24 protein-coding genes and 1 pseudogene are annotated in these 25,925 nt (G+C 61.7%); 5 read left to right on the top strand and 20 right to left on the bottom strand.

The window, feature by feature from the left end:
- Positions 1 to 2 precede the first annotated feature (2 nt).
- Positions 3 to 2,537, bottom strand: coding sequence for a TonB-dependent receptor (locus ACNJYB_RS16830; RefSeq protein ID WP_439375577.1), 2,535 nt, complete (start codon positions 2,535 to 2,537; stop codon positions 3 to 5).
- A gap of 227 nt (positions 2,538 to 2,764) precedes the next feature.
- Positions 2,765 to 3,004, bottom strand: coding sequence for a hypothetical protein (locus ACNJYB_RS16825; protein WP_097661111.1), 240 nt, complete (start codon positions 3,002 to 3,004; stop codon positions 2,765 to 2,767).
- Between the two features lie 390 nt (positions 3,005 to 3,394).
- On the opposite strand from ACNJYB_RS16825, the gene ACNJYB_RS16820 reads away from it, so the two are divergent.
- The 3 genes and pseudogenes from ACNJYB_RS16820 to ACNJYB_RS16810 all read left to right on the top strand — a co-directional run bounded on the left by ACNJYB_RS16820 (position 3,395) and on the right by ACNJYB_RS16810 (position 8,100).
- Complete coding sequence (locus tag ACNJYB_RS16820) at positions 3,395 to 4,567, top strand: efflux RND transporter periplasmic adaptor subunit (protein ID WP_439374960.1); 1,173 nt, start codon at positions 3,395 to 3,397, stop codon at positions 4,565 to 4,567.
- The gene (locus ACNJYB_RS16815; RefSeq protein WP_439374959.1) at positions 4,564 to 7,710 is read left to right on the top strand and encodes an efflux RND transporter permease subunit; all 3,147 of its coding nucleotides are present in this window, start codon (positions 4,564 to 4,566) and stop codon (positions 7,708 to 7,710) included. The genes ACNJYB_RS16820 and ACNJYB_RS16815 overlap by 4 nt, the downstream gene beginning before the upstream one ends.
- Positions 7,601 to 8,100: pseudogene (locus ACNJYB_RS16810) on the top strand (invasion associated locus B family protein). The gene ACNJYB_RS16815 and the pseudogene ACNJYB_RS16810 overlap by 110 nt, the downstream one beginning before the upstream one ends.
- A gap of 50 nt (positions 8,101 to 8,150) precedes the next feature.
- Here the strand turns inward: ACNJYB_RS16810 and ACNJYB_RS16805 are convergent.
- The 6 genes from ACNJYB_RS16805 to ACNJYB_RS16780 form a co-directional block, all read right to left on the bottom strand.
- Positions 8,151 to 8,870: an ABC transporter ATP-binding protein gene (locus tag ACNJYB_RS16805; RefSeq protein ID WP_439374958.1), complete on the bottom strand. Its 720-nt coding sequence runs from the start codon at positions 8,868 to 8,870 to the stop codon at positions 8,151 to 8,153.
- Positions 8,867 to 9,634: an ABC transporter ATP-binding protein gene (locus ACNJYB_RS16800; protein ID WP_439374957.1), complete on the bottom strand. Its 768-nt coding sequence runs from the start codon at positions 9,632 to 9,634 to the stop codon at positions 8,867 to 8,869. Before ACNJYB_RS16800 ends, ACNJYB_RS16805 begins: the two co-directional genes overlap by 4 nt.
- The gene (locus ACNJYB_RS16795) at positions 9,624 to 10,610 is read right to left on the bottom strand and encodes a branched-chain amino acid ABC transporter permease (protein WP_439374956.1); all 987 of its coding nucleotides are present in this window, start codon (positions 10,608 to 10,610) and stop codon (positions 9,624 to 9,626) included. The genes ACNJYB_RS16800 and ACNJYB_RS16795 overlap by 11 nt, the downstream gene beginning before the upstream one ends.
- Entirely contained in the window at positions 10,610 to 11,473 is an 864-nt protein-coding gene (locus tag ACNJYB_RS16790) for a branched-chain amino acid ABC transporter permease (RefSeq protein WP_212337636.1), read from the bottom strand. The genes ACNJYB_RS16795 and ACNJYB_RS16790 overlap by 1 nt, the downstream gene beginning before the upstream one ends.
- 60 nt (positions 11,474 to 11,533) lie before the next feature.
- Positions 11,534 to 12,787: an ABC transporter substrate-binding protein gene (locus ACNJYB_RS16785; RefSeq protein ID WP_439374955.1), complete on the bottom strand. Its 1,254-nt coding sequence runs from the start codon at positions 12,785 to 12,787 to the stop codon at positions 11,534 to 11,536.
- A gap of 332 nt (positions 12,788 to 13,119) precedes the next feature.
- Positions 13,120 to 13,482 carry a DUF1428 domain-containing protein gene (locus ACNJYB_RS16780; protein WP_439374954.1) on the bottom strand — a complete coding sequence of 121 codons (363 nt, stop codon included), beginning with the start codon at positions 13,480 to 13,482 and terminating at the stop codon, positions 13,120 to 13,122.
- A 287-nt stretch (positions 13,483 to 13,769) separates the two neighbouring features.
- Here ACNJYB_RS16780 and ACNJYB_RS16775 point away from each other — a divergent pair, with 287 nt between their 5' ends.
- Positions 13,770 to 15,572 carry a DUF6538 domain-containing protein gene (locus ACNJYB_RS16775; RefSeq protein WP_439374953.1) on the top strand — a complete coding sequence of 601 codons (1,803 nt, stop codon included), beginning with the start codon at positions 13,770 to 13,772 and terminating at the stop codon, positions 15,570 to 15,572.
- On the opposite strand, the gene ACNJYB_RS16770 is transcribed toward ACNJYB_RS16775, so the two are convergent.
- Positions 15,565 to 17,187, bottom strand: a complete 1,623-nt coding sequence (locus tag ACNJYB_RS16770; RefSeq protein ID WP_439374952.1) for a GIY-YIG nuclease family protein — start codon at positions 17,185 to 17,187, stop codon at positions 15,565 to 15,567. The genes ACNJYB_RS16775 and ACNJYB_RS16770 overlap by 8 nt on opposite strands.
- An 89-nt stretch (positions 17,188 to 17,276) precedes the next feature.
- The gene (locus ACNJYB_RS16765; protein ID WP_439374951.1) at positions 17,277 to 17,522 is read right to left on the bottom strand and encodes a hypothetical protein; all 246 of its coding nucleotides are present in this window, start codon (positions 17,520 to 17,522) and stop codon (positions 17,277 to 17,279) included.
- Between the two features lie 235 nt (positions 17,523 to 17,757).
- Between ACNJYB_RS16765 and ACNJYB_RS16760 the strand changes: the two genes are divergently transcribed.
- Positions 17,758 to 18,585, top strand: a complete 828-nt coding sequence (locus tag ACNJYB_RS16760) for a DUF3800 domain-containing protein (protein ID WP_439374950.1) — start codon at positions 17,758 to 17,760, stop codon at positions 18,583 to 18,585.
- A gap of 124 nt (positions 18,586 to 18,709) precedes the next feature.
- On the opposite strand, the gene ACNJYB_RS16755 is transcribed toward ACNJYB_RS16760, so the two are convergent.
- The 10 genes from ACNJYB_RS16755 to ACNJYB_RS16710 form a co-directional block, all read right to left on the bottom strand.
- Positions 18,710 to 19,510, bottom strand: a complete 801-nt coding sequence (locus tag ACNJYB_RS16755; RefSeq protein WP_439374949.1) for a hypothetical protein — start codon at positions 19,508 to 19,510, stop codon at positions 18,710 to 18,712.
- Between the two features lie 152 nt (positions 19,511 to 19,662).
- Entirely contained in the window at positions 19,663 to 21,927 is a 2,265-nt protein-coding gene (locus ACNJYB_RS16750; RefSeq protein ID WP_439374948.1) for a hypothetical protein, read from the bottom strand.
- Positions 21,924 to 22,250 (bottom strand): gene transfer agent family protein, encoded by a 327-nt coding sequence (locus ACNJYB_RS16745; RefSeq protein ID WP_439374947.1) that lies wholly within the window; start codon positions 22,248 to 22,250, stop codon positions 21,924 to 21,926. Before ACNJYB_RS16745 ends, ACNJYB_RS16750 begins: the two co-directional genes overlap by 4 nt.
- Positions 22,243 to 22,647 (bottom strand): hypothetical protein, encoded by a 405-nt coding sequence (locus ACNJYB_RS16740; protein WP_439374946.1) that lies wholly within the window; start codon positions 22,645 to 22,647, stop codon positions 22,243 to 22,245. The genes ACNJYB_RS16745 and ACNJYB_RS16740 overlap by 8 nt, the downstream gene beginning before the upstream one ends.
- 3 nt (positions 22,648 to 22,650) lie before the next feature.
- Complete coding sequence (locus ACNJYB_RS16735) at positions 22,651 to 24,258, bottom strand: terminase large subunit (RefSeq protein ID WP_439374945.1); 1,608 nt, start codon at positions 24,256 to 24,258, stop codon at positions 22,651 to 22,653.
- Complete coding sequence (locus ACNJYB_RS16730; protein WP_439374944.1) at positions 24,236 to 24,610, bottom strand: phage terminase small subunit P27 family; 375 nt, start codon at positions 24,608 to 24,610, stop codon at positions 24,236 to 24,238. The genes ACNJYB_RS16735 and ACNJYB_RS16730 overlap by 23 nt, the downstream gene beginning before the upstream one ends.
- On the bottom strand, positions 24,607 to 24,894 hold the full coding sequence (locus tag ACNJYB_RS16725) for an HNH endonuclease (RefSeq protein WP_439374943.1): 288 nt from the start codon (positions 24,892 to 24,894) through the stop codon (positions 24,607 to 24,609). The genes ACNJYB_RS16730 and ACNJYB_RS16725 overlap by 4 nt, the downstream gene beginning before the upstream one ends.
- Positions 24,891 to 25,208: a phage head closure protein gene (locus tag ACNJYB_RS16720; protein WP_439374942.1), complete on the bottom strand. Its 318-nt coding sequence runs from the start codon at positions 25,206 to 25,208 to the stop codon at positions 24,891 to 24,893. Before ACNJYB_RS16720 ends, ACNJYB_RS16725 begins: the two co-directional genes overlap by 4 nt.
- Positions 25,205 to 25,627, bottom strand: a complete 423-nt coding sequence (locus ACNJYB_RS16715) for a DUF3168 domain-containing protein (protein WP_439374941.1) — start codon at positions 25,625 to 25,627, stop codon at positions 25,205 to 25,207. Before ACNJYB_RS16715 ends, ACNJYB_RS16720 begins: the two co-directional genes overlap by 4 nt.
- Before the next feature lies 1 nt (position 25,628).
- Positions 25,629 to 25,916, bottom strand: a complete 288-nt coding sequence (locus tag ACNJYB_RS16710) for a head-tail connector protein (protein WP_439374940.1) — start codon at positions 25,914 to 25,916, stop codon at positions 25,629 to 25,631.
- Positions 25,917 to 25,925 lie beyond the last annotated feature (9 nt).

Raw genomic sequence — 25,925 nt, 5'->3', positions numbered from 1 at the left:
CGTCAGTAACGCGCCGAGAGCACCACATAGGCGGCGCGGCCTGGTGCTTCCAGCACGAACGGTGCCACGCTCTGGTACAACGCGTCGTAGTAGCGCTTGTCGAAGATGTTGTTTACGAACAGCTTCAGCTGCCAGTTCTTGTTGATCTTGGCTTCCGCGAACATGTCGAAGCGCCAATAGCTCGGAATCGACGTGCCCTGGTTGGCCGCGAGCAAAGTGCCGCCGTAAATTTTCGAGCGATACACCGCCTGCCCGCCCAGCTCCCAGGTGTCGTTGAGCTGATATTTCGACAGCAGGCTGAAGGACTGATGCGCAATGTTGGCGAGCGGACGACCGACATTGGTCGGATACAGTGCCTTGTTGGCCGACGGGGCCAGCGACTGCGTAACCTCCGACTCCATGAGCACGAGCCCGCCAAAGACGCTCCACCTGTCCGTGATCTTGCCGCCCACACCGAGATCGATACCGCGAATGCGGTAAGCCGCCCCGGCCGTGATACACGATATGTTGCCGGTCGTTCCGGTCGGATAGACGCATCCCAGGGGAGCTGCAGCGGCGGCACTGCCGACATTCTGCGACTCGCGTGCGTTCTCTTTCGTCGTCTGGAACAACGCTGCGGTCAGAAGCAGATGGCGATCGAACAGCTCCCATTTGGTGCCGATTTCGATGGCTTTGTTCTTCTCGGGGCCGAATATCTGCGTATTGCCGCCCGGCAGGTTCGGGTTGAGGCCGCCATAGGCCGTGCTGGTGCCGTCGAATTCGGCGCCAACCGGGTTCGCCGAGGTCGCATACGCCACATAGACACTACCGTTCGGCGCCGGCTTCAACGTCAGGCCGAGGTTGAAGTTCGGAATGAGAAACTCCGCCGACTGCTGGCCAGGACTGCCGACCTTCCGCGTGTTGATGCTGTAATCGTCATAGCGGAAACCGCCGTTCAGGATCACCAAGTCACGATAGTTTGCGCTATCCATGACGTAGCCGCTGACAGTATCGATGCCGATCTTGGTGGGGCTTCCGGTGAGGCTCGGAATCCCGAAGGGAAGATTGGTGTATTGCGGAGCGAACACGCTGACGTCGGTTTTCGATCCGCTACCGGTAAACGGCGTACCGGTCGTCAGCTCCGAGCTGAGCCCGATATAATTGTCGATCGACGACCTCTCGCGGTCGTACTCGACGCCGCCGAGCAAGGTGTGTCTGAAGCCTACATCGTCATTGAACTTGTAAGTTGCCTCGGTCTGGTTGGCGAACACGTCCGTGATCTGGAATCGGCTCTGAGGATTTGCACTCAGCGTCGACGCCGAGAGCGGATCGGCAAGCTTCGGCGCTTCAGGAAGCGTACCAATGTAATTCTGCGTCGAGCGGGACGCGCGGATCTTGTTGCTGACCATCAGGTCGGGCGTGATCTGCACTTCCGCATTGATGGTACCGAGGTCCTGGCCGGTGCGGAAGAAGTCCCGGTTGACGAAGCCATACCAATTGTTGCGGTTGACGCCGAAGTCCGGGAACGGACCGCCGGCCGTCGACGCCGTGCTCGGCCGATAGTACGGCACCCCAAAGTCCGGGCGGCCGGTCAACTCGGTATGGATGTAGTTGCCGGTGACCTTGACAGCATCGGTTGGCTTCCAGGTCGTGGCGACGAAGGCGCCGTTTCGATTATCGCTGACATAGTCTCGGCCAGCGACATTTGCGTCCTGAAACAAACCGCCCACGCGCACGGCGAGCGTCGGATCGATCACCTGGTTGACGTCGAGCGTGACCCGCTTGGTCTGGTCGGTGCCTAACGTGGTGTCCATGTTGTAAAAGCTGCCGGCGGTCGTCGCCTGCTTGGTGACGATGTTGATCGCGCCGCCAGCCGTGCCGCGGCCCGCAAAGGACGACGCCGGTCCGCGCAGGATCTCGACCTGCTCGGTGAAGAAGTTCTCGCGCACGCTGACGCCGGCGTCGCGCACACCATCGATGAAGATGTCGTTGCGCGCGTCGAAGCCGCGGATGAAGAAGCGGTCACCGAACGCGTTGCCGCCCTCGCCCGTTCCGAGCGTCACGCCGGCCGTGCTCAGGATCGCCTGCTTCAGCGTCGTGGCGTTCTTGTCCTCGAGCACTTCCTTGCTGAGCACCGTGATCGACTTCGGCGTGTCGACCAGCTTCTCCGGAAACTTGCCGCCGGCCTGAACGTGGTCGACCTTGTAGGGCGCGGCCGGGTCCGCATAAGGATCCGCATCGGCCGGGCCGGCCGGCGTCGCCGGAGCAGCCTGCTGGGACGCCTGCTGCCGCTGCGCGGCGCGGCGAAGCGCGTTGCGGGCGCGGACCTGGTCAGGTGTCGGCTTCGACGCCGTCGGACGCGGCCGCTGCACCGGAGCATCGACCGTCACCGGCGGCAGGTTCGACTGCTGCGCCTCTGCGCCGCTCGAGACCGACGCCACCGCGATCAAGCTTGCAACCGCCGAGACTTTCTTGCCGGAAATACCAGAAGACTTTTCATCCACCGGATCGAATGCTGACACCGAACGCAACGATTTCGGTGCGACCACCTGCCCCATCTCAACACGCCCCATCTTCATGTTCGCTCATTCACTTCGACGAGCGATGGGGCTGTTGGTATCGGCGGCAAAATAGTGGGTCAATGCGCGCAAGCCGCGAGAACCCTTGAATAAGTCCAGATCAAAACGATTCTAATCTGAAGTTTGAAACGGCTCTAAAGATAGCTTGGACTTGTTCTAAAACGCGCGCGAAAAACACCGCGAAATCAGCGCTGATGCTCACGGCGTCAATCGCTGCTCGGCGGCTTCATCAGCGAGAACAATTCGTCGACCGTCTTCTGCGCGATGGCGCGCACGCGATCGGTGCTGTCCATGCCGGCAATGTTGACGCCATTGACCACGGCCTTGATCTCGTCGCGGAAGTCCGTGAGGAAGCGCAAGGGATCGCGCTGCTCGTTCGCGACGCGCGCGATCAATCCCGTGATCAGAATCTGGCACGCGATCAGCTTGCCGTTCAATTCGTCCATCCTGCGCTCCCCGTGTGGCGGCGCCGATATGGACGATACGGATTTTCCTGACAACCGAAACGCGGCTGGCGCGATTTAGAACCGTTCTTGCAAAAGCGTGCATTCCCACGGCCTGACCAACATGCCTCGCCAGCCCCCTCATGCGCCTCACATCCTCCGCGAGCATTGCTTAATTCTCACTCGCTGATCTCACGTCGGAAGAAAATGCAGCACTGCACACCGGCGCGCCAGTGCGCTGCCCAGGCGGTGCAAAGCTTTCCAATTGTTTAGATTTCTCACCGGATAGTGCTGTTTACACTAGAACTTGGCGTGTATTATACAAGCGCCCTGGAACCCTATGATTGCCCCAAAATTCGTAACCTAGGGCACAAGAAGCCGACACGAGCCGACATGAAAAAAACACGGCCGATCCTCTGGATTCTGATCCTCGCGGCCGTGGCCTCCGCGGGTTACTATGGTTGGCAGAAGTACGGCTCGCCGGACGCCGGAAAATCCCAGACAGCGCAGAAAGGTCCGCCCCGCGCGCCCGCCATTTCCGTGAGCGTGGCGCCGGTCCAGAAGGTCGATTTCCCGGTCTATCTGAGCGGTCTCGGCACGGTTCAGGGCTTCAACACCGTCCAGGTCCGCACCCGGGTGGACGGCCAGATCGACAAGATCGCCTTCACCGAAGGCCAGATCGCCAAGGAGGGCGAGCTGCTGGCCTCGATCGATCCCCGCCCCTATCAAGCCACGCTCGACCAGGCCAAGGCCAAGAAGGCGCAGGACGAGGCGAATCTGGCCAACGCCAATCTCGAGCTCCAGCGCGCCATGAAGCTCGGCGAGTTCGCCACCGCGCAGCGGGTCGATACGCAGCGCTCCACCGTCGCCCAGCTCACCGCCCAGATCGCCGCCGACGAAGCCGCGATCGACAACGCCCAGACCCAGCTGGACTACACCCAGGTCAAGGCGCCGATCACCGGCGTCGCCGGCCTTCGCCAGGTCGACGTCGGCAACATCGTCAACGCCTCCACACAGACCGGCATCGTCACGATCGCGCAGGTCGAGCCGATCTCGGTGATCTTCACCGCGCCGGAAGACCAGCTTCCCTACATCAGCGAAGGCCAGAAGGCCGGCGCGCTCAAGGTGATCGCGTTCACCACCGACGGCAAGAAGACGCTGGCCGAGGGCAAGCTCGCAGTGATCAACAACCAGGTCGACACCGCCAGCGGGACTATTCGGCTCAAGGCGGTGTTCGACAACAAGGACCACACGTTGTGGCCGGGACAGTCGGTCTCGACGCGCCTTCTGGTGCGGACGCTGAAGGATGCCACCGTGGTTCCCGATGACGCTGTCCAGCATTCCACCAATGGCCTCTACGCCTACACCGTCAATCCGGACAACAAGGCCGAAGTGCACAAGATCAAGGTCAGCTACGGCATCGACGGCCGTTCCGTCGTCGACGAAGGGCTCATGCCCGGGCAGCAGGTGATCACTGGCGGTCAATTCAAGGTGCAGCCCGGAAGCCTCGTCTCGACGGCGGTGGCAAGTTCGGATCCGGCCCAGAACAAGGTACGACAGGAATGACCGAACGCGGGATTTCGGCACCTTTCATCCGTTATCCCATCGGCACCTCGCTGCTGATGGCCGGTATCCTCTTTGTCGGTCTCGTCGCCTATCCCCTGCTGCCGGTCGCGCCGCTGCCGCAGGTGGACTTCCCGACCATCCAGATCACCGCCAATTTGCCGGGCGGCAGCCCCGAGACAATGGCCTCTTCGGTGGCCCAGCCGCTGGAGCGCCAGTTCGCCCAGATCCCGGGCATCGCCCAGATGACCTCGACGAGTTATCTCGGCACCGCGTCGATCACGATCCAGTTCGACCTCAACCGCAGCATCGACGGCGCCGCCAATGACGTGCAGGGCGCCATCAACGCCGCCAGCGGCCAGCTGCCGAAGAACCTGCCCTCGCCGCCGACCTACCGCAAGGTCAACCCGGCCGACGCCCCGATCCTGCTGCTGTCGGCAACCTCCGATACACTGCCTCTGACCAGCGTCAGCGACGCGGTCGACGCCCAGCTCGCCCAGCAGATCAGCCAGCTCTCCGGCGTCGCGCAAGTCTTCATCGGCGGCCAGCAGAAGCCTTCCATCCGCATCCAGGTCGACCCGGCGAAGCTCGTCGCCAAGGGCCTGTCGATGGAGGACGTGCGCAGCCAGATCGCGATCACCACGGTCGACAGCCCCAAGGGCAATATCGACGGCGAGAAACGCGCCTACACGATCTACGCCAACGACCAGCTGACCCAGTCCAAGGACTGGAACGACGTCATCATCGCCTATCGCAATGGCGCCCCCTTGCGAATCCGCGACATCGGCCAGGCGGTCAGCGGCGCCGAGGACGCCAAGCAGGCGGCCTGGGCCAACGGCAAGCGCGGCGTCTTTCTGGTGATCTTCAAGCAGCCGGGCGCCAACGTCATAGAGACCGTCGACAGGATCAAGGCGACCCTGCCCCGCCTCGTGGCGGCGATCCCGCCCGCGATCAAGATCGAGCTCATCAGCGACCGCACCACCACCATCCGCGCCGCAGTCGAGGACGTCCAGTTCACCCTGCTGCTGACCATCGCCCTCGTGGTCATGGTCATCTTCATCTTCCTGCGCAGCTTCTGGGCCACCGTCATCCCCACCGTCACGGTTCCACTGGCGCTGTTGGGCGCGTGCGCCTTGATGTGGGTCGTCGGCTATTCGCTCGACAATCTGTCGCTGATGGCGCTCACGATCGCGGTCGGCTTCGTCGTCGACGACGCTATCGTGATGCTCGAGAACATCACGCGCTATATCGAGGAAGGCGAATCGCCGATGGCGGCGGCCTTCCGCGGTTCCAAGGAAATCGGCTTCACCATCGTGTCGATCAGCATCTCGCTGGTCGCCGTGCTGATCCCGCTGCTGCTGATGGGCGGCATCATCGGCCGCCTGTTCCGCGAATTCGCGGTCGTGCTGGCGATGACGATCTTCGTCTCGATGTTCGTGTCGCTGACCCTGACACCGATGATGGCCTCGCGTTTCCTGCGCGCCCACGGCGAGGTACGCCACGGCCGCTTCTATCAATGGAGCGAGCGCGCCTTCGACGGCATGCTGCGCGGCTACGAATACGTGCTCGACCATGCCCTCGCCTGGCGGCGCACCACGCTCGCGATCTTCTTCGCCACGCTCGGCCTGTCGATCTACCTGTTCGTCCTGATCCCGAAGGGCTTCTTCCCGCAGCAGGACGTCGGCCTGATCACCGCGACCTCGGAAGCCTCGCAGGACATTTCGTTCAAGGAGATGCAGCGCCGCCAGGTCGAGCTCGGCAAGATCGTGATGGAAGACCCCGATGTCGCCACCATCGCGATGAACATCGGCGGCAGCGGCCGCGCCGGCAACAACGGCAACATGTTCATCACACTGAAGCCGCGCAACGAGCGCGAGGCCTCTGCGCAGCAGATCATCGCGCGGCTGCGTCCCAAGCTCGAGAAGGTGTCCGACGCCCGCCTCTACATGCAGGCGGCCCAGGACGTCCGCCTCGGCGGCCGGCCGACGCGGACGCAGTTCGAGTTCACCCTGCAGGATGCCGATCTTGCCGAGCTCAACGAGTGGGCGCCGAAGATCCTCGCAAAGATGCAGACGCTGCCGGAGCTGCGCGACGTCGCCACCGACCAGCAGACCCAGGGCACCACGGTCCAGCTCAAGATCAACCGCGACACCGCCTCGCGCTACGGTATCCAGCCGCAGCTGATCGACGACACGCTGTATGACGCCTTCGGACAGCGGCAGGTCACGCAGTATTTCACCCAGCTCAACACCTACAAGGTGATCCTCGAGATCCTGCCGGAGCTGCAGGGCAATCTCGACAGCCTGAACAAGCTCTATCTGAAATCGCCGCTGACCGGCGACCAGGTACCGCTATCGACCTTCGCGACCTGGACCACCGATCCGGTCCGCCCGCTCTCGATCAGCCACCAGGGGCAGTTTCCGGCAATCACGATCAGCTTCAACCTCGCGCAGGGCGTCGCGCTCGGCCAGGCCACCGAGGCCGTGCAAAAGGCGATGGCCGAGCTCGGCGCGCCGCCGACGCTGAACTCGAGCTTCCAGGGCACCGCCCAGGCGTTCCAGCAATCGCTCGGCACCGTGCCGCTGCTGATCCTCGCGGCGCTGGTCGTGGTCTATCTGATCCTCGGCATCCTCTACGAGAGCTACATCCATCCGATCACGATTCTGTCGACCCTGCCCTCGGCCGGCGTCGGCGCGCTCGCGATCCTGATGGCGGCCGGCTTCGACTTCAGCCTGATCGCGCTGATCGGCATCATCCTGTTGATCGGCATCGTGAAGAAGAACGGCATCATGATGGTCGACTTCGCGATTGCCGCCGAACGCGACGAGCACAAGACGCCGGCGGAATCGATCCGTCAGGCCGCGCTGCTGCGCTTCCGCCCGATCATGATGACGACGATGGCCGCGCTGCTCGGCGGCGTGCCGCTGATGCTCGGCCACGGCACCGGCGCCGAAATCCGCCAGCCGCTCGGCTACGCCATGGTCGGCGGTCTGATCGTCAGCCAGGCGCTGACGCTGTTCACCACGCCCGTCGTCTATCTCTATCTCGACGAGCTCAACAACTGGTTCTCGGGCTGGGGCCGCACGGGTGACGGCGAAGGCGACGAGACGCACGAGCACCGCACCGTCAAGGAAGCCGCCGAGTAGCCTTGCGCCGCGGCTCCCGCGACGCTACAGCGCGCCGCTCGGATGCGCGATGGAGCAGAACGCGGTGCTGACCAAGACCGGCCAGACCGTCATCCTGATCAATATCCGCATCGCGCCCAACCCCCGCACGCCCATCGCGCTGCTGCAATTGCCGCTCGGCCTCAACCTTCCCGTCGGCGCCAAGCTCCAGGTCGACGAGGGCAAGACGTTCGACCTGCAGATCCAGGCGTGCGAGAGCCGCGGCTGGTACGCCTCGACGCCGATCGCAGCGGACCTGCCTTGCGGTCGGGCCAGCAGCTCAAGGTTTCCTTTCAGAACTTGGCCAAGGAGACGATCGCGATCCCGATGCCGCTCGGTGATTTCGCGGCGGCCTACGACAAGATCAAGTAACGGATACGGCGCGCCGATCGCCTGTTGCTGCTGCTTCAGGCCGAGATCGATCAATCCACGCCGAGATAGGCCTTTTGCACCTGCGGATCCTGCGCGAGCGCCGCGGCCGTCCCGGACAGCACGCTCTTGCCGACCTGGAGCACCGTCGCGAAATCCGAGACCTCCAATGCCAGCTCGATCGACTGCTCGGCGAGCAGGATCGTCAAGCCCCCGCGATGCAGGCGACCGAAGGTCTCGTACATGGATTCGACCACGGCCGGGGCAAGGCCAAGCGACGGCTCATCGAGCATCAGCAGCTTCGGATCGCTCATCAGCGCGCGGCCGACCGCAAGCATCTGTCGCTCGCCGCCGGACATGGTGCCGGCACGCTGGTTGCGCCGCTCCTTCAGGCGCGGGAACACCTCGTAGACGCGCTCGAGCAGCGCTGCCTGACGCGACTTGTCGTGCAGCGGGGTCGCCCCGAGCATGAGGTTATTCTCGACGCTCTGCTGCACGAACAGCCGCCAGCCCTCCGGCGACAGCGCAAGGCCCTTGCGCACGATCGCAAAGGCCTTCTGCCCCGCGATCTCCTCGCCGCGAAAGCTGATCGAGCCGGAATGCACGGGGATGAGACCGGCGATCGCGTTCAGCGTCGTGGTCTTGCCGCCGCCATTGGAGCCGAGCAGCGCGACGACGCTGCCTTCCGGCACCTCCAGCGAGACGTCGGAGACACCGATGAGGTCGCCGTAGCGCACCTCGAGGTGCTCGATCCGCAGCAGCGCCCCGCTCATAGGTCCGGCCCGCCCATCAATTCGACCGGCGTATGGCCGGCGGCGGCCTTCGCCGCGCGCGTACCGAGATAGGCCGCGATCACGGCGGGATTGGACGTGACCTCGCGTGGGTTACCGTGCGCGATCTCCTTGCCCTGATGGAACACCATCACGCGGCTCGCCAGCGACATGATCACTTCCATGATGTGCTCGACGATGACCAGCGTGATGCCGGAGCGGTGGATGTCGCGAACGAGATCGATCGCGAGCCTCACCTCGTGCGCGTTGAGGCCCGCCATGGCCTCGTCGAGCAGCAGCACCTTCGGCTCGGTCGCAAGTGCGCGTGCGATCTCCAGCCGCTTGCGGCCGGGCGTGCCGAGCGAGCGCGCCGGCGCATCCGCAAGGCGGCTCATGCCGACACGTTCGAGTACCGCGCGCGCCTTGGCCTCGGCCTCCTTGCGATGCGAGGTGCGCAGGAAGGCGCCGATCATCACATTCTCGAGCACCGTCATGCCCTCGAACGTCTGCGGCACCTGGAACGTGCGGGCGAGCCCGAGGCCGGCGCGCTGCTCCGGCGTAAAGTCGGTGATGTCGCTGCCCTCGAACAGCACGCGGCCGGAGGTGGTCTTGAGGTCGCCCGTGAGGCAGTTGAAGAAGGTGGATTTCCCCGCGCCGTTCGGGCCGATCAGGCCGAGGATGTCGCCCTGCTCCAGCGTCACGGAGGCGTCGTCCACCGCCTTGAAGCTGCCGAACGCCCTCGTGATGCCACGTGCTTCAAGGAGCATGGCTGGCTCCCGCGTCGGTCTTCGACGTGTCAGTCTTGAGCTTGCCGCGCCGGGTGAGCAGGCTGAGCAGGCCGCCGGGCTGGAAGCGCGCGATCAGCACGATGATCGCGCCGTACACCACGAAGGTGAGCCCCGCGCCCTTGCCGCCGAGCCAGCTGTTGGAGATCTCCTCCAGCGGCACCAGGATCGCCGCGCCCACCAATGGCCCGAACAGCAGCCCCGCCCCGCCGAGCGCCGACATGATCAGGATCTTCACCGAGATCAGGATGCCGAGCCCGGACTCGGGATCGACGAAGCCGAACATCATCGCGTAGAGCGCGCCAGCGACGCTGGTCAGCGCCGCGCTCAGCATATAGGCGTAGAGCTTGGTGCGGCTCGCCGGCGCGCCGAGGGAGCGCGCGGCACGCTCGGAGTCCTTGATCGCCCGCAGGTAAAATCCCATGCGGCTGTTGGTCATCCACCAGGTGATCGCAAGCGTGATCGCGAGGACAGCGAGGAAGAGATAGTAGTAGGGCAGCGCCGACAGGAACGAGAGATCGAAGACGTTGCGCGGCACGGTCGGACCGGAGAGGCCGACGGCCGCGCCCAGCCATTCGGTGTTGGTCACGATCAGCCGCATCGTTTCGGCGACCGCGATCGTCGCCATGCTGAAATAGTGGCCGGACAGCCGCAGCGTCGGCACCCCGACGATCGCGGCGAGCCCGACCGCGAGCACGATGCCGCCGGGAATGCCGAACAGCGGCGACAGGCCGAACTTGGCGTAAGCGCCCATCGCGGCATAGGCGCCGCAGCCGAAGAACACCACATGCCCCACCGACACCTGCCCGGCATAGCCGCCGACGATGTTCCAGGCGGACGCCGCGATGGCATAAAGCAGCACCAGCGCGCCGAGGCGCTGCTGGAATGGCGAGGACAGCAGCAGCGGATAGGCGATCGCAAAGGCTGCGACGACCGAGAGCCAGATCCAGCGCCGCATCACATCTTCCCCATCAGGCCCTGTGGCCGGAACCAGAGGAAGAAAAGGAACAGGACATAGACGACGATGTCCTTGTAGATCGCGCCGATCAGATAGCCCGAAAGCGACTCGATGACGCCGATCAGAAGACCCGCAACCAGCGCGCCCGGCACGCTGCCAAAGCCGCCGAGCGAGACCGTGACGAAGGCGACGATGCCGAGCGTCTCGCCGACGGTCGGCACGATGTAGAAGAAATTCGCGATCAGTGCGCCGGCGAGCCCAGTGGCGCCGGCCGCGATCGCCCAGGCGATCGCCTGCATGGTGTCGGGCCGGATGCCCATGAGCTGGGCCGCGGTCTGATCCTCGGCCACCGCCAGCATTTTCGAGCCGAGCGAGGTGCGCGTCAGGAGCAGATGCAGGCCGAGCGTCACCAGCAGCGCGACGACGCCCGCGAGCAGCCGCGAGGCCTCGATGCGCAGACCGGCAAAGGCATAGGTACCGCCCACGATGTTCGGCGGCATCGAGAGGAAATTGGCGCCGAACCACCAGAACACGGAATAGCGCAGCAGCAACGCAAGGCCGAAGGTGCCGAGGATCTGCGCCAGCATCGGCCCTTTCATGATGTCGCGGATCAGGCCGAAATAGACCACGATGCCGAGCGTGGCGAGCACCAGCGTCGCCAGCGGGGCGCCGAGCAGGGGCCCTCCTCCCATCAGGGTATAGACGACATAGGCGACGTACATGCCGAGCATGACGAAATCGCCATGTGCGAAGTTAACGATGTTCATCATGCCCCACACCAGCGTGAGGCCCGAGGAGAACAGGGCGTAGACGGCGCCAAGTAGAAGGCCGCCGACGATCACCTGCACGAGAACGAAGGACATGAGCTGCGCCGCTCTACCAACCCTTGTGAAAAAGGCGGGACTGCAGGTCCCGCCTCGCGATCACCAGCCCTTGTAGGGCAACATCGGCGCCTTCTCGGCATTCGCCTTCGGCCACACCGAGACGTAATTCTCGCCATCCTGAAGCTGGATGATGGCGCCCGAGGCCAGGGTGTTCTGGCCCTTGTCGTCGAACTTCACGCCCTTGTAGCCGATCAAGAGCTGCTCGGGCTTGAGGTCCGTGGCCTTCAGCGCAGCCTGAATCTTGGCGGGCTCGGTCGAGCCGGCGCGATCGATCGCATCAGCCAGCACGAAGAAGCCCTGCATCTGGCGGGCGACCGTGTCATCCATCTCCTCGCCGCTCTTCTTCTTGTACATGTCGGCGATGATGGCGGACGGCGAGCCGGCGGGACCCACGACCCAGGACGAGCGATTGAAGACGCCTTGCGAGATCTTGCCGACCGCCTTGGTGAAGGACGGATCGGAGTAGCCGGCATCATCGGCCAGCAGCACGGCAGGCTTGTAGTCGAGCGACTGCATGGTCTTGGCGAACAGGATCGCGTCAGACGTGTAGCTGATCATGATGACGACGTCGGGCTTCTTGTCCTTGAGCTGAAGCACCTGCCCCTGCACGTCCGTCGCGTTGACTGGATAGGCGACGTCGAGCGCGATCGGCAGGCCCTTCTCCTTGAAGGCGCCGGAAATCGTGTTCGCGACCGAGGTGCCATATTCGGTGTTGTCGTGGACCACCGCGACGCTGTCGGTCTTGGCGCCCTGCGCCTTTATGTCGGCGAGGAAGTCGACATAGATCTTGGCGAAATCGGTGGCGATCGGGGTGGTTCGGAAGAACCATTTGAAGCCGCGCTCGGTCAGGTTGGCGGCGACCGACTCGGAGTTCAGGAACGGAACGCCGTACTTCTCGGCGATGGCGCTCGAGGTCAGCGTCACGCCGGACTGATAGGAGCCGAACACGGCCGCGACCTTCTCTTCCGTGATCAGGCGCAGCGCCTGGTTCTGGCCGGTTGCGGGGTTGCCCTGGTTGTCGGCGATGATGACGTCGACCTTGGCGCCGCCGAGGCCGGCAAGGCCGGCATTTTTCGCCAGCGGTAGACTGGCAAGCTCGGGATGGGCGTTGTTGATGATGTCCATGGCGACCTCGAGCGCCGCCTTGGCGTGCGCGCCGATCGAGGCCGTGCCGCCGGACATCGGCAGGATCACGCCGATCTTGACGACCTTGTCCTGTGCCGTTGCGCCCGAGACGAGCGCAACGGACATCGCGGCCGCGCAAAGCAGCCGCGTGACGTGCTTCAATGTCATGAAATCAGACCTCCCAAAGGGGTTTCCCCAACCAAGATTTTTTGGAGAGCCTGGGCGAAACGCCCGCCTCCGTTTGATTATGCCTGGCTGCGGGAGGATGGCATGCCGACTGACGACCGGCAAGGCAAGACGGCTGCGACGATCCTGCATGGGCATGCAGCGGCTCGCGCATTCAATCAAACGTCGCTTGGTGTGATCGTGACAATCTTGAGAGGATCGTCGGTGCAAGAACGTGTAGCCCCGCTGAGCAAAGCGACACCGGGACAATAACGACGGCATCGCCGGGTGTCGCTTCGCTCATCCAGTCTACGGGTCTCCCCGCTCTACATCGCTCAACTAATTACGTCGCTCGCCCGCAGCAGCGTCGTGAAGCCACCATAGATCATGCGCTTGCCGTCGAACGGCATGTCGCCGTGCTTGAGCCGCGAGTCCGCCATCACCTTCTTGTTGACGGCGTCGCGCGTCTCCCGATCGTGATAGACGATCCAGGAGAACACCACGACCTCCTCCTCCTTCGCCATCACCGCACGCGGGAACGACGTCAGCTCGCCGTAGGGAACGTCGTCACCGATGCATTCGACATAGTCGAGCGCGCCGTGCTCCATCCAGACCGCACAGGCCGTTCGCGCCAGGGCGTTGTAGGCCTCGATCTTGTCCTTCGGCACGGCCAGCACGAAACCATCGACATAGGGCATTCCTGATCTCCTTGGGTTGTATGTGTCCCAAGGACGGCGGGGCGCGCGGCGGGCCGACGCCGAAGAAACCATTTGCACTGAGGCAAACCGTCGCGACACGCCATGGCACGGCGCCGGGGCCGACACTGTGTCAGTCTTCAGAAAAGCGCCCGGAACTGGCTGGGGAACCTGGACCCTGGGGACCCCCAGCAAAAATTCAATGATTTCAATAATGGCATGATTCAAAACAGCTTTTCAGGCCGAGCGGTTACGAGTAGTGGTTACGAGTCACGGTTACGAGGACTCGAATGTCGATCGCCACGAACATCCAAAAACGTCCTGGTCGCACGTCCTACTACGTCCGCGTTGGCGTCCCGCTGAAGCTCCAGCCGGTTCTCAAGCGCAAGGAGATTTGGCAGTCGCTCAAGACGAGTGACCCCCGGCAAGCGCGTGACAGAGCGGCGCCGGTGATCGCCTCATTCCGTGCGCGCTTCGCTGATCTGGAGCAGCGCCGAGAGCCCTCCCCTTCAGATTTCCAGACCGCCGTGTGGTCGCACTATGAAACTGAGTTGGCCCAGGACGCGCACGCACGCGCCGCGCTGCCGACAAACGCGGCGTTGCGTGAGGCAACCGACAAGCTGGCGAGCGATATCGAGGCTGGCCGGGTGCCCTGGTCCGGCGATCCTTTGGTGCAGCTCAACGCGACCATAGACCTGATCGTCATGAGAGACGCCGCGAAGCTCGACCGCGAGCGGCGGGGTATCCAGCTTGCAGCGCTGCGGAAGCACCTTGCAACCGGCGAGACGGCCTTAATCGAATGGAAAGCTGATGAGGTGATCCAGAGCGGGCAGCTTCTGATCGTCAAGGGCTCGCCGACATACCGCGATCTTTGCCAGCGATTGCAGCGCGCTCAAATCGAGGTGTTGGAGCGTGCCGCCGAACGCGATGCCGGCAATTGGGCCGGCATCCCGTCTGATCCGATCGTGGTGCCGGCTGATCTCACCCATGGCAAGCGGGTTGCGGCGCCGGGCGAAACGCTAATAGAGCTTTACGACAAGTTCAAAGCCGAGCGGATTGGAGACGCGCGGCCGGACACCTGGGATCAGAACCGCAAGATTGTGAAGCTCTTTGCCGAGTTCGTCGGCGAGGCCTCGCACGTTTCGGTGATCACGCGTAAGGCGGTGCGCAACTGGAAGCAAGAGCTGGCGCGCTGGCCCGTGAAAGCGGCGGACAGTAAGGCATTCGAAGGCATGTCGTTCCGCAAGGTGATTGAGACTAACGAGACAGTAAAAAAACCGACGATCAGCCAGAAGTCGATCAACAAATATCTAGCAGCGCTCGGCAGCTTCGCTCGCTGGCTGTTGCAGAACGAGTATATCGACGATGACGTGATGAGCGGAATGTATCTGTCGATCGACAAGCGACGGAAAAGCCGCTTCCCGTTCACCGGCGATCAGCTCAAAACGATCTTCAATTCGCCGCTGTTCGGCACATGCCTCGGCGACGGCGCTGAGCACAAGCCGGGCAATGCCGCAGTCAGGGATTGGCGCTACTGGATTCCGTTGATCGCAATCTATTCCGGCGCACGCTTAGGTGAGCTGTGCCAGTTGCTGACCGCAGACGTGCGGCAGCTTCATGGAGTTTGGATCTTCCATATCACCGAGGTCGGGGACGAGGATGAGGACGGCTCCGCCAAGTCCACGAAGACAGACGGCTCAATGCGTGTCGTGCCGGTGCACTCTAGGCTGATCGAATTAGGGTTCCTGGATTACCATGCCGGCGCGGTCGCACGCGGCGAACGGCGACTGTTTGCGGAAGTCGAGCGCGACAAGCGGGGCTATTTCGGCGAGGCCTCGAAGTTTTTCAACGGCTACTTCAAAGCTGTGGGCGTGAAGGTGGATAGGCGCGTAAACTTCCACAGCTTCCGGCACAACGTCACTGATGCCTTCCGCGCTGCCGGCTATCTTGATGAACAGCATGGCGTGCTGCTGGGGCACACGAAGGCAAGCACAACTGGTCGCTACGGTGTGCTGCCAGAAGGCCCACTGCGAGACCGCGTGACGATGATTGAATCCATCGGCTACGAGCTAGTGGCAACCCTGGTTACGTGACGCGGGCGTTAAGGCCCAGAATTACATTCTCGATAGTCTCTCGAAGCTTTTCGAAGTTCGCCTTGAAGAATTCCCGGCGACTATTAATGCGCAATTGCTCTAGTTCGCGGTGTATGGCCTGCTCCACACGTCGCGGTTCGTATACCTTCCAACTCTGCATGACCACCAATGCGTCCGGCTGACCGCTAGTCGCGGACAAGTCATTTGCCCGATCTTCGGGATCCCTGCTGGTAAATCCCACCTTGTATATATTGCGCTGGTGCGCCGGTGACCGCATGACGTAGACGTATCCCACATCTTCGTCCCGAGAAACCGGCACTACCGATGTCGGCTGCTTGTCCGCATCGTTGTATCCCGTCTCTCGCCAACTGAGTTGCTGCTCTACCCACGTTTTGCCATGTATCGTATTGCCTTGCTTGTCGGCTCCGAGTTTGTCCATCGGCAATGTGCGCCAGTAGCCTGATGTTTCGAACTTCAGGTCCAAGTTAGCAAGTGTCGCAGCTTTGATTTCGCTGGACTGACCGAGTGTCAACACCTCTCGGTAATTCGAGACATATTTGCTCTCAAGAGAGCTACGAAGTTTTCTTATGCGGGTCGTCGGAGGTTTTAACCTGAGTTGAGTAGGGTGTCGCTCGATGTAGAATTCATCCTCGCGATGCTGCACGAACTCGGGGAAGTGGAGCAGGTTGTGCAGCAGGTCGAAAACATGCCGATACTGAGAAAGCTCTGAAATCGCCGTTTGAAAAGCGGCCTTAAGATCCACGCCGCGAGCAAAGAATGCAGCATCGAGCATAACTGCGGGGTCATCGGTCGTTACCCTGAAGGTGTCTTTAGTTTCGTGCATAATATAGCGCGCTTCTATGCGCCGCTTGCGCGCATCGATCCGCGTCATGGCGATCAACGGATAATATGCCTCGCTATCGAAAAGCTTTTCGGCGCCAAGGTCCCACGGACCGTCTCCAACAAATTGTCTTTTTGCAGGACGTATCATGTCAGCCGTCAGCGGATCGCCTTGAACGAACAGAGAGCGACTGTTGCCAAATACACCCACTATAGCGATCTCGCTATCCTCGCGAACAATCGCCGCACCACAAAACACCAAATTGTCGAAACCCGGAAGCACGACCTGAGCAAAGGACCCGGCGCTATTGAGCTCGTAGATCGCCAGCTCTTCGAAGCTGTCAAGCTCGACCGAAGACTTGCAAGATGGCCCCGTAACAAAATCAATGTAGTCCAGAAGATTGAGCTGGAAGAACTTTTCTTCCAAAAGCTTTAGGACATACGCCCTGTCATCCGGAGTGACAAAAGACCGAAGAATATTGAATGAAGTTGGCTGCTCATTACCTTTGCCCTTAAAGATGCGGCCGTTATACTCCAGTAGAAAGTTGCGCAAATACGTGTCGATGTATAGCCCTGGTCCGTTTAGGTGGTAGGCATAATTCAAATCGCCGGCACGCTGTGTTTGCGCCTTCAGAAGCCGCTCGAAATCTGGGTCCTCGCCAGATTTGAGCGCCTCAGATAGCTTTGTATAGTCTGGATGTTCCGGACCAAAGTCCGCCATACGAGCGAAATCTGCGAATCGCGCACGTCGTCGTAGGGCGTCGTCTGAAATCATATCGTCCCCCGAAGCCGCGCGATGGTGAGGCTGCCCCTCGCGCAAATTAAGCGGGAGGGAGCGCTTTGAGCAACGGCGTTATAGGCATCCTATACCTTTGACTTCAAGGCTGCCTTGCCCCGCGCAAGCAATGCGTCAACCACGAGGTCGCCGCGGATTTCCAGGGGCCAAATATCGCCGGTCATGCCGAGCACGAGCTTGATCTCGTTCTCGCGCCAGTCGCGGGCGGATCGGCTGCCCTCGCTGAAGGGATTGCGGTCGTCGATCTCCATCAGCGCGGTGACGAGATCGTTGTAGGTCGAGGTCGGAATGAACGTTCCAGATGCAGCGGACATATCAGCCCCATGGTTGGTGTGGTGCACCCGCCATAGATTCATGCTCGTAAGGTTGCGTCAACCACGTAATTCTATCATAAGTCAGCACTGACTTACACACAGCCTGACCATCGGTATGTTCGTAACTGGCGGCAACGCACACGTGTGCGTTGCGCGAGCAGGATGCTCAGGTGTTTTGTGGTTGCAGTGAGGCCTTGCCTGATTCGCCAGGTGGCCGCGGATAAGCGTGTGCGCGATGGATGGGAAGAAGATCATTCGTTTGTATTTCGACGATTCGGGTAACCGACTTCCCGATCAAGACGAAGTAGACCGCAACGATGGCATCAACGGGTTTGCTCTTGGCGGGGTTCTCGTCAATGAGGAAGAGGTGTTAGACGTCAACAAACGGCATGCGGCGTTCGTTGCTAAATGGCAGCTGTCCGGTCCGCTTCATTCAACGAAATTGCGCGGACTACGCGATCAATTCCGTTTTCTCCGAAACAACCCTCAGCAGGACGCGTTTTTTGCGGAGCTGGAGGAGTTCTTGCTCGGAATTCCGGTGCTCGGCATTGCCTGCGTAATGCACCGCCCCGGCTACAATGAGCGCTATAAAGAGGCCCACGGTCCTAACCGATGGAAGATGTGCAAGACGGCCGCCGCGATTTTGGCCGAGCGTGCGGCGAAGTATGCCGCTTCTCAAGGAGCCCAGTTGAAGATCTTGTTCGAGCAGTCCGGGAGACGAGAAGACCGTGACATATTGGAATACGTCCGTTCGCTGAAATCGAACGGGATGCCGTTCGACCAGGGCAATTCGGCGTCTTACGGTTCGCTGGCGCCAGACGAATTCAAGAAAATCATTTTGGGCGAGCCTCACCGGATCACCAAGACACACGGACTGGCCCAGGTCGCCGATCTGTTCTTATATCCCATCATCAAGGGCGGGTATGACGAGACCTATGCGCCCTACGTCAAGCTTCTTGAGAACAAGAAAATCGTTGATTGCGTGCTGGAGAGCGACCAAGTGGCCCTCCGGGGCGTCAAATACAGTTGTTTTGACTTCAAAAAAACAAAAGGCTCGGAGTGATCCGAGCCTCTTGGCGGCCTGCGTAGAGGCAGACCCCGGGGCATTGCCCATGCGCTGATATTGGAGATTCTGGCCGGTTTTGCAAGCTTAATTTTTTCTTAATGCGCGCGGAACTTATGAGCCGCTACGTGAAATTGCAGCTAGCAGCCATGATCCTTCTTATCTCCTCGTAGGTCCATTGGGCATCCCGTTGCAGCGGCCGGGTCACGGTGAAGGTCTGGCCGATCTTCTTCGATACCCGGCGGTGCCTACGCAGGCAGTAAGTAGCCCACCCGTCATCGCAGGGTTTGCGGTCAATCCAAATCTGAAACTGAGCCCCGGCCCCAGGCCACCTTCCCCAGGCTCGACGCATCACCTCTTTCAGGACCTCGTTCTCGGCGACCGCAGCACAAACGCCCTGGATATGCAGCCGCCCCTGGTCGCTGATGTCGATCGCGAACCAGTAAGGCAAGCGAATGCCAGCTCGCGCGAGCTGCTTGTCGAACGACCGCTTCAGTGACTCTAGGAAGCTCCTGGGATGCGCCAGAGCCTTCGCCTCGGCTTCCTGAGTCAGATTGAAGACAAACGGATAAGCGGGCTCCTCTGCGATCTGAAGGGCCGCTGTCGCGGCCACAGCTTTGACTACGTCACCGGTAAGAGCCCACACGGGTATGTTGTCGTTGTCGGCTTTCGCGGTGTCTGTAGAGGCTGTTAGAGGAGCAGGAATAGAAGGTGTGGGGTGTGCAACTGAAGTCTCTTCGTCCAGCATGTGAGCCGGAACGCGAAAAGACCGCATTTTCCCGATGATTTGCTTGTCTTTGAAGGCCGACTGTCGAACCCTTTCGGGGACTTTTTTCGACCGCTTTCGAGACCGGTTATCTTGAGAGATAGAGTCGGTCTGGCTAGATTCATGATGATCTTCGGACGTTCTCTTAAGCAACGGCACGTTCGGGTCCTCCAGAAAGCCACCCGGGTTCGCCGCCGGGTGGCTTTCGCATTCAAAGTGGGTTCACGTTTAGTATGTCACGCCGTGAGTTGGGATGCAAATTTGATGCAATTTTGCGTTGCATTGCTATTGGATAGATTTGTAGCAAGACTCTATCGGAGGATGCCTCCAGGCCGCCGCTGGGTGCGTAGCTCCTGGGCGATTAGCGTCTTGATGTGGTGCTGGGCAGACTCCGCGACCGTCTTGCCCATCCGTTCGTGGTCCTGGGCCGACATGCCAGGCGAACCCTGCACCGTAACGGCGATCTGCGGCGCTATGACGTTCTGATGGCTGGCGATCATAGGCGCGGCCGGCGAGCCGCCGCCGACCAGCCCGCCATCGGCAAACCTGGGCACGCCTCGGTTGATTTGCTCCAGGACGGCCCTGTGCTTCGCGGTCGCGGCGGCGTTCACGACAAACTCGCCATTGCTGAGCCTCGCGGGGATCTTGTCGTCGCGCGGCCCTCCTGGTCCGTTGATGTAGCCGCCGGCCGCAAATTTCGGCATGCTGTAGTCTCCGACCATGATGGTGGATGCAGCGCCGCCGGAGCCCACAAGCCCGCCATCGGCGAACCCGAACATGCCGCCCATGGAGCGCATGATCGGCGCCACGACCAGCATCTTGATCATGGCTTCCTCTATCGCCCGGACGATGACCCTGGACATGTTGGCGAAGCCATCACTGACGGATTTGGTGCCGTCCAGGATGTCCGCGAGGACGCTGGTAAGGCTGCTCGACATGGTCGAGCCAACCGACCGCATGGCCTCATTGGTCCGCATGGCCGACGCCTCAACCGAATTCAGGGCCGTGGCGACGTCGGGATAGAGACCCTTGAGCTTTTCGGCGATCTGCACGTCCTGGGGATCGAGCAGCGAGGTCTGTCGGCCGCGCCGGATCGACTGCGCCACGGTGGCCCTCTCGATGGCCTCGGTGGCCTTGCCGTAGGCCTCGGTGACTTCCTCGATCCTCTTCCGCTGTTCGTCGGTAACGACCTTCTCGCCCAGGCCGGCCGCGCTATTGGCCTGCATCGCAACTTCCATCAATTGCGCCGCGATCTTTGCCCGCTCGCGAGCGGCGGTGCTCAAATCGAGGCTGTCCGCCTCCGCCTTGAGCGCGGCAGTCCGTTTCTCAATGGTGTCGGCGGACGTATCGAACCGGTCCCGATCGGTGCCGGTGCTGATCTTTGTTGGCGCCGCGCCGGTGCCTCGCGACTTCGTCGGAGCCTCTGGTCCTTCCGGAACGCCGCGCTCCGAAGCGTCGATCTCAGCCTGTAGCTGGTCGCGGCGCCGCTTCAAGGCGTCCTGGGGCTTCTCGGCACCAATCGCGTCATAGATCTTGCTGACGCCGGGAATGTTCGTGACCTGGGGCAAGCCACCCAGCGCGGTCCCGTTCTTGATCGCGTCATTGATCGCCGCGAGTTCGTTACGCTTCCGAGCCGTCTCAGACGTGAGACCGAGCTTGTTGGTGTATTCGACGGCGCGTGCGATGAGATCGACGGTATCGGACCAATAGCCCTTGATTGTGAGCAGGACCGACGCGAGATCGTCCCAACTCGGTTTGAGCGCGCTGGTGAGCCGTTGCTGGGCGAGCTGAAGCTGCTGGTCCATTTCCTTGGCGCGGTTCACAAGATCGTTGCTGAAAATGCCGTCCGAGTTCGCAGAGGCCTCTTTGATCGTGGTCAGCATGCTCTCTGCGGAGGTTTTTCCCTGCCTCATCCTGTCGATCAGCTGGGTGCCGAACATCTGCTCGCCGAGGTTCAGGCTCTCGGCATGCCGGCCGATCTGGTCGAGCTGGATCATGGCCTTGAGCACCGCTTGGATTCGGCCCTCCTGGGTGTCTGCATCCCGGAACAAAACCAAGCCTTCGAGGTGCTGGCCCTTCTCCATCGTCGCGTTTAGGACCCGAAGGGTCTTTTCGACGTCGGTGATCTTCTCCTCTCCGACGGTCCATTCGCCGATGTCGATCGGGGACTTCTCTTTGGTCGCCTGGAACGCATGGTCGAGGGCGGATTCGAGTTCGCCGGCCTCAACCTTGAGCTTTTTGGCTTCAGCGGTGAAGCTCTGGAAAAAGACAGGCGACACCCCGACGTTGCCGGCCTTGTCGGCAATCGAAACCATGTCTTGGAGCTGTTGCCGCGCGCCGTCGATCGCCGCCGACATGAGCTTGAATGATCCCACCATAAGGGCCACCCTGCCAGCGACGCCAAGAGCCATGCGGGCCGCGCCGCCGACAACCGTGTCGGTAATGGCGCTGTTCATATCCAAAAACTGCTTCGCGGCGGCGCGCGCGGCCGATTGGGTCAGCGAACTGGTCTGCTTCAAGCCTTCCTTCAGCTTGTCCAGGTTGACGCTGACCGGGATCTCGAGACCGCGTGTCATTGTGCGTCCCCAACAAAGAGGGCTGCCAAGACTTGGTGGGCTATGAGCACATTGGGCGCCAGCGGCTTCCCGCGCACGTGGGTATCAAGCAGCGCTTCCACCTCGCGTTCGGGCGTTTGGCCTCCCAAAAGGCCCAGCTCTATGACGCGCTCCACGTCGTCGGCGGTGTAGCTGCCGGTTTCAAACCGCGCGAGCGCGGCAGACGGCGAGTAGCCATTGATGCCGCGCCAAGAGACTACGCGCTGCACCCAGCGATCGGCCAAGGTGAGAGTGTGGGTGCCGCCGGCCCAGTTGATTTCGCGCGCGCATTTGTCGTCAGTCATTGTCTAGAACCTCGTTCACTGCATCGTCGATTGCCTGCTGCATGTCGTCCCGCATGGCGTTGTAGGTGTTGAAAAAGAAGGGCCGCGCCGGCTGTCGACTGGTCCCAAACTCGAAGGCGAGCGCGTAGTCGTATTCCACGCCACTGCCTTCCCGGACTTCCTTGGTCGTCATGTCGCCGCCGGCCTGGACGAGGTATTCGAGCTCGCTCTCGCCCTTGGCCACCGTGCACGACGCTTCCAAAGCGCCGCTCTCTGGCGACTGCTCAAGTCCTCGCAATGCCTCGCGCTGTGCGTCTGAAAGGCGGAATGCTTGCTCCCGCAAGACGTCCAATAACTGCTCGGTGATCTTGTCCGGCAGCGATTGAAGGTATGCGTCGAGGTTGTCGTTATCGGCCATTGGTCACCACGAAAGAAGCTCAACAGCGTTAGGGAGGTCATAGAGCGAGCGCGTGCTTTCGCCGGCCGCCGCGCGCGACACGGCCATCCAGGTCGCCGCTGCGCCGTCGATCCGATCGGTCGACTTGCTCTTGTGAATGATCCGGTTGTCGTTGGCGTCTTTGTGGATTGCGACGTTGGAGAAGTTCCAGCGCAACACGGGATGTCCGCTGTGCCGGAAGTTGCCGCTGATGATCGCTCGCTCCAGGACGTTAAGGGCGGGACTTTGCGTCACCCACCCTTGCCGGATCGTCACAACTGGGTAACCTTCGTCGACCAGGGGCGCCATGACACCCTGGGCAAACGCCACGTCAAAGCCGATCTCCTGGACCTGGAAGCGTTCCGCGAGAGACCGAATGTAGTCCGCGACGGCGGCGTTATCGATGACGTTCCCGGGCGTCGGGGTGATGAAGCCGTCCTTGGCCCATGAGACGTAGTTCACGCCATCCAGGTCGCCGCGTTTTCGGATATCGGCTTCCGGGCAAAAGAAGTGCGGCAGAACAGTATAGGTATCGCCGTCCCGGAAGCATGCGACGACGGCGGATAGGTCGGTAGTCTTGGACATGTCGACGCCAACCCAGCACGGCGCACCGCGCAAGGCCTCATAGTCGACCGGTGCGGCGCCCTGGTCGTAGGTCGCCATGTCGACAAAGGGCGAGGTCGAATGGTCGAGCCAGACGTTCAAATTATACTGGCGAAACGTTTCCCGCGCGGTGACGCTGGTTGCGCCCTCATGTGCGAGTTGTCTCAGACCTTCGATGTCTTGATAGCCGAGTGCCAATCCGGGATTAGCTCGATACCAGAGACTTTCATCGGTCCAGTCGGCATCAGCCGGCGTCTCGAGCAAAATAGGAAGTAGGCTCGGATCTTCGATTTCGCCGCTCGCGACCTTGCGCGCGCGTTCAACGATCTCATACGCGATGTTTTCTTGGCCGCGCCCCGCTGTCGTGGCGACGACCATTAGCGAACCTTGCGTCTTCGGAAGCGCCGAGGTTAGCGCCTTCCAGAGCTCAGCATTCTTCCAGATGTGGAGCTCGTCAACGAAGACGAAAGCCGGCGTGCGACCATGTGCAGGTGCACCCTCGCCAGAAATTGCCTCAAGAAAAGAGCCATCTAGCTTAAATTCGATCTTTTTGACGCTGTTGTGAGCGTCATAGATGCGTGTGGCTTTAACAAGGCGCGCGTCCTGCCTGATGATGCCGGCCGCTTCACGGAACCCAAATCCTGCTTGCTGGCGGTCGGATGCAGCAAAGATTGCCTCGCCGCCTGGGCGCCGTTCTGGTCCGATCGTGTGAAGTAGGGAGAGAGCGCCGGCCAATGAGGTCTTGCGGTTCCCGCGAGGCAGAACCAGCACGACCGTCTTGATGATCCGATTTCCATTCGCGTGGCGCGCTCCATACACGCGGCGCACGATGCGTTCCTGCCACTTGTCGAGCTGGAATGACCGACGTGGCGCGGTGCTTTTGGGATGACGAAGGCGGCGCAGGAAAGTGACGGCTCGTTCGCCACATCCCAGCGGGTCCTCGATCGGACTGTCGTCAAACAGCCAATCAGGATACGGCGAGCGGATCATCGTCACTCTCGACGTTGTCTTCACGCACGGCCGGCCGCGAGCGCGAGACCGGCGTCAAACCGAGTTCGGCGGCGAGCTGGCGGGCCGTCACCATTGCCTTGTCCTGCATGCGGCACAGCTTGGGATCGATACCGGCGCGTAGCAGTAGCTCCAGGTCGCGGATGCGGCCGATCGCGATGCAGTAGCTTTCCAGACAGCCCAGATCGGCCGGCGTGAGGATGCGGCGGTGGGCAAGCACCGGCATGACGCGGCGCCATTCGGCCTTCCCGTGCCGGTTCATCCAGGTCGGCGGCTTGGTCGAGGCGTCGAGCGCGTTGGCGTCGGCTTGTAGCTCTGGTTTGCGGCCCTTCACGCGAGCCTCAGACACAGATTGGCCCATCGATTGTCGTCGACGATGCCGTTGATGCGGCGCACGCGATACCCCGTCGGCCAGCAGCCGGTCATGTAGAGCCAGCACAGACGCGAGGCCTGATAGAACCGCCCGTCAATGCAAATCCGGCGATGGCCAACGCTGTTGATGTTGCCGGCGATCTCGCCCTTTTTGGGGTGGCGAGGATTGGTGTTGGCCTTCCAACGGAAAATGCCGGTGGCGGGATCGTAATCGAGCAGTTGTCGGAGTCGGTCAGCTGTGATCATAGCCCGACCTTCTCGACTGTGAGGTCCAGGCCGCGCCGCCGGCCAAGCTCTTTGATCTGGGTGATCTGATACTGTTGACCGTCATACGTGACGCGGTTCTCAAGACTGACGCCATCAAGCCAGCGGGTCCGGAAGATCCTGACCGCGTCCGTGGTGTGGCCGCGAGCACCTTCCTTGTCGTCGGTGGCGTGCTGGAGGAGCTGCGCGCGCATGGTCGCAACCAGTGCCCAGGTCTCTACGGGCGTGCCGTAGAGGTCCAGGCCGGCGGCGCGGCGCTGAATCTGGATGACACGATCGAGGTCGGCGGCCTTCATGCAGCCCTCGGTTTGACGATCGCCGCGACCGTGACGATGCCGTGGCTGTAGGGACCTTGGGGATCTCTGAGGTAGCGGGTTTGGGTGGCTTGCATATCGAGCACGGTGAAACCGTCGATCGGCAGCACGCCATCCGCCTGGGCGTCGATCCGCAGCGCCGTGACGACGGCCGATACCGCCTCTTTGCACTGGACCAAGCCGGGCTCAGCGAACCAAACATGCAGGGTGGCGTATGTCGTCGCATCAAAGCGCCGCAACACGCTCTGGCCCTCGCCGATGTAGACCGCTGGCGTGATCTCCGGCCGGCCATTGGCGTCGATCACATGGTCAGCCTGCACCAGGGCCATCAGCTCCGGGCTGGCAATCAGGCGCTCGCGGATGGCCTTTTGCAGGCTCAAAGAGGGGTCGGAAACGGTCATTTCAGAACGAAAAAGCGCGGTAAGGGGCCAAAAGGTCGAGCGCCGAAAAGGGTAATTGCTGAGCTGTAGCGCCCACGAGGGAAGACTCGCGATTTTCGTAAAGGCCAGCTGCAATCTGAAGGATTGCTTCATTGATCGCGGCCGGAGTGGCGTCCAAGCCGGGATCTGCCCCGGTATAGGCGGCAACCCACACGCTCGCGGCCTCCAACTTGCCGGTCAGGAGCTGATCGTCCTGGTCGGTGGTGAGGTTCAGATGGGCCTTGAGGTCGGCCAGGGTTACTGCGGCCATGGTCAGAAA

Origin of the sequence: Bradyrhizobium sp. SMVTL-02, from assembly GCF_051853005.1 — a bacterium.
GTDB lineage: Bacteria > Pseudomonadota > Alphaproteobacteria > Rhizobiales > Xanthobacteraceae > Bradyrhizobium.
This window is presented reverse-complemented; position numbering and strand designations above follow the sequence as displayed.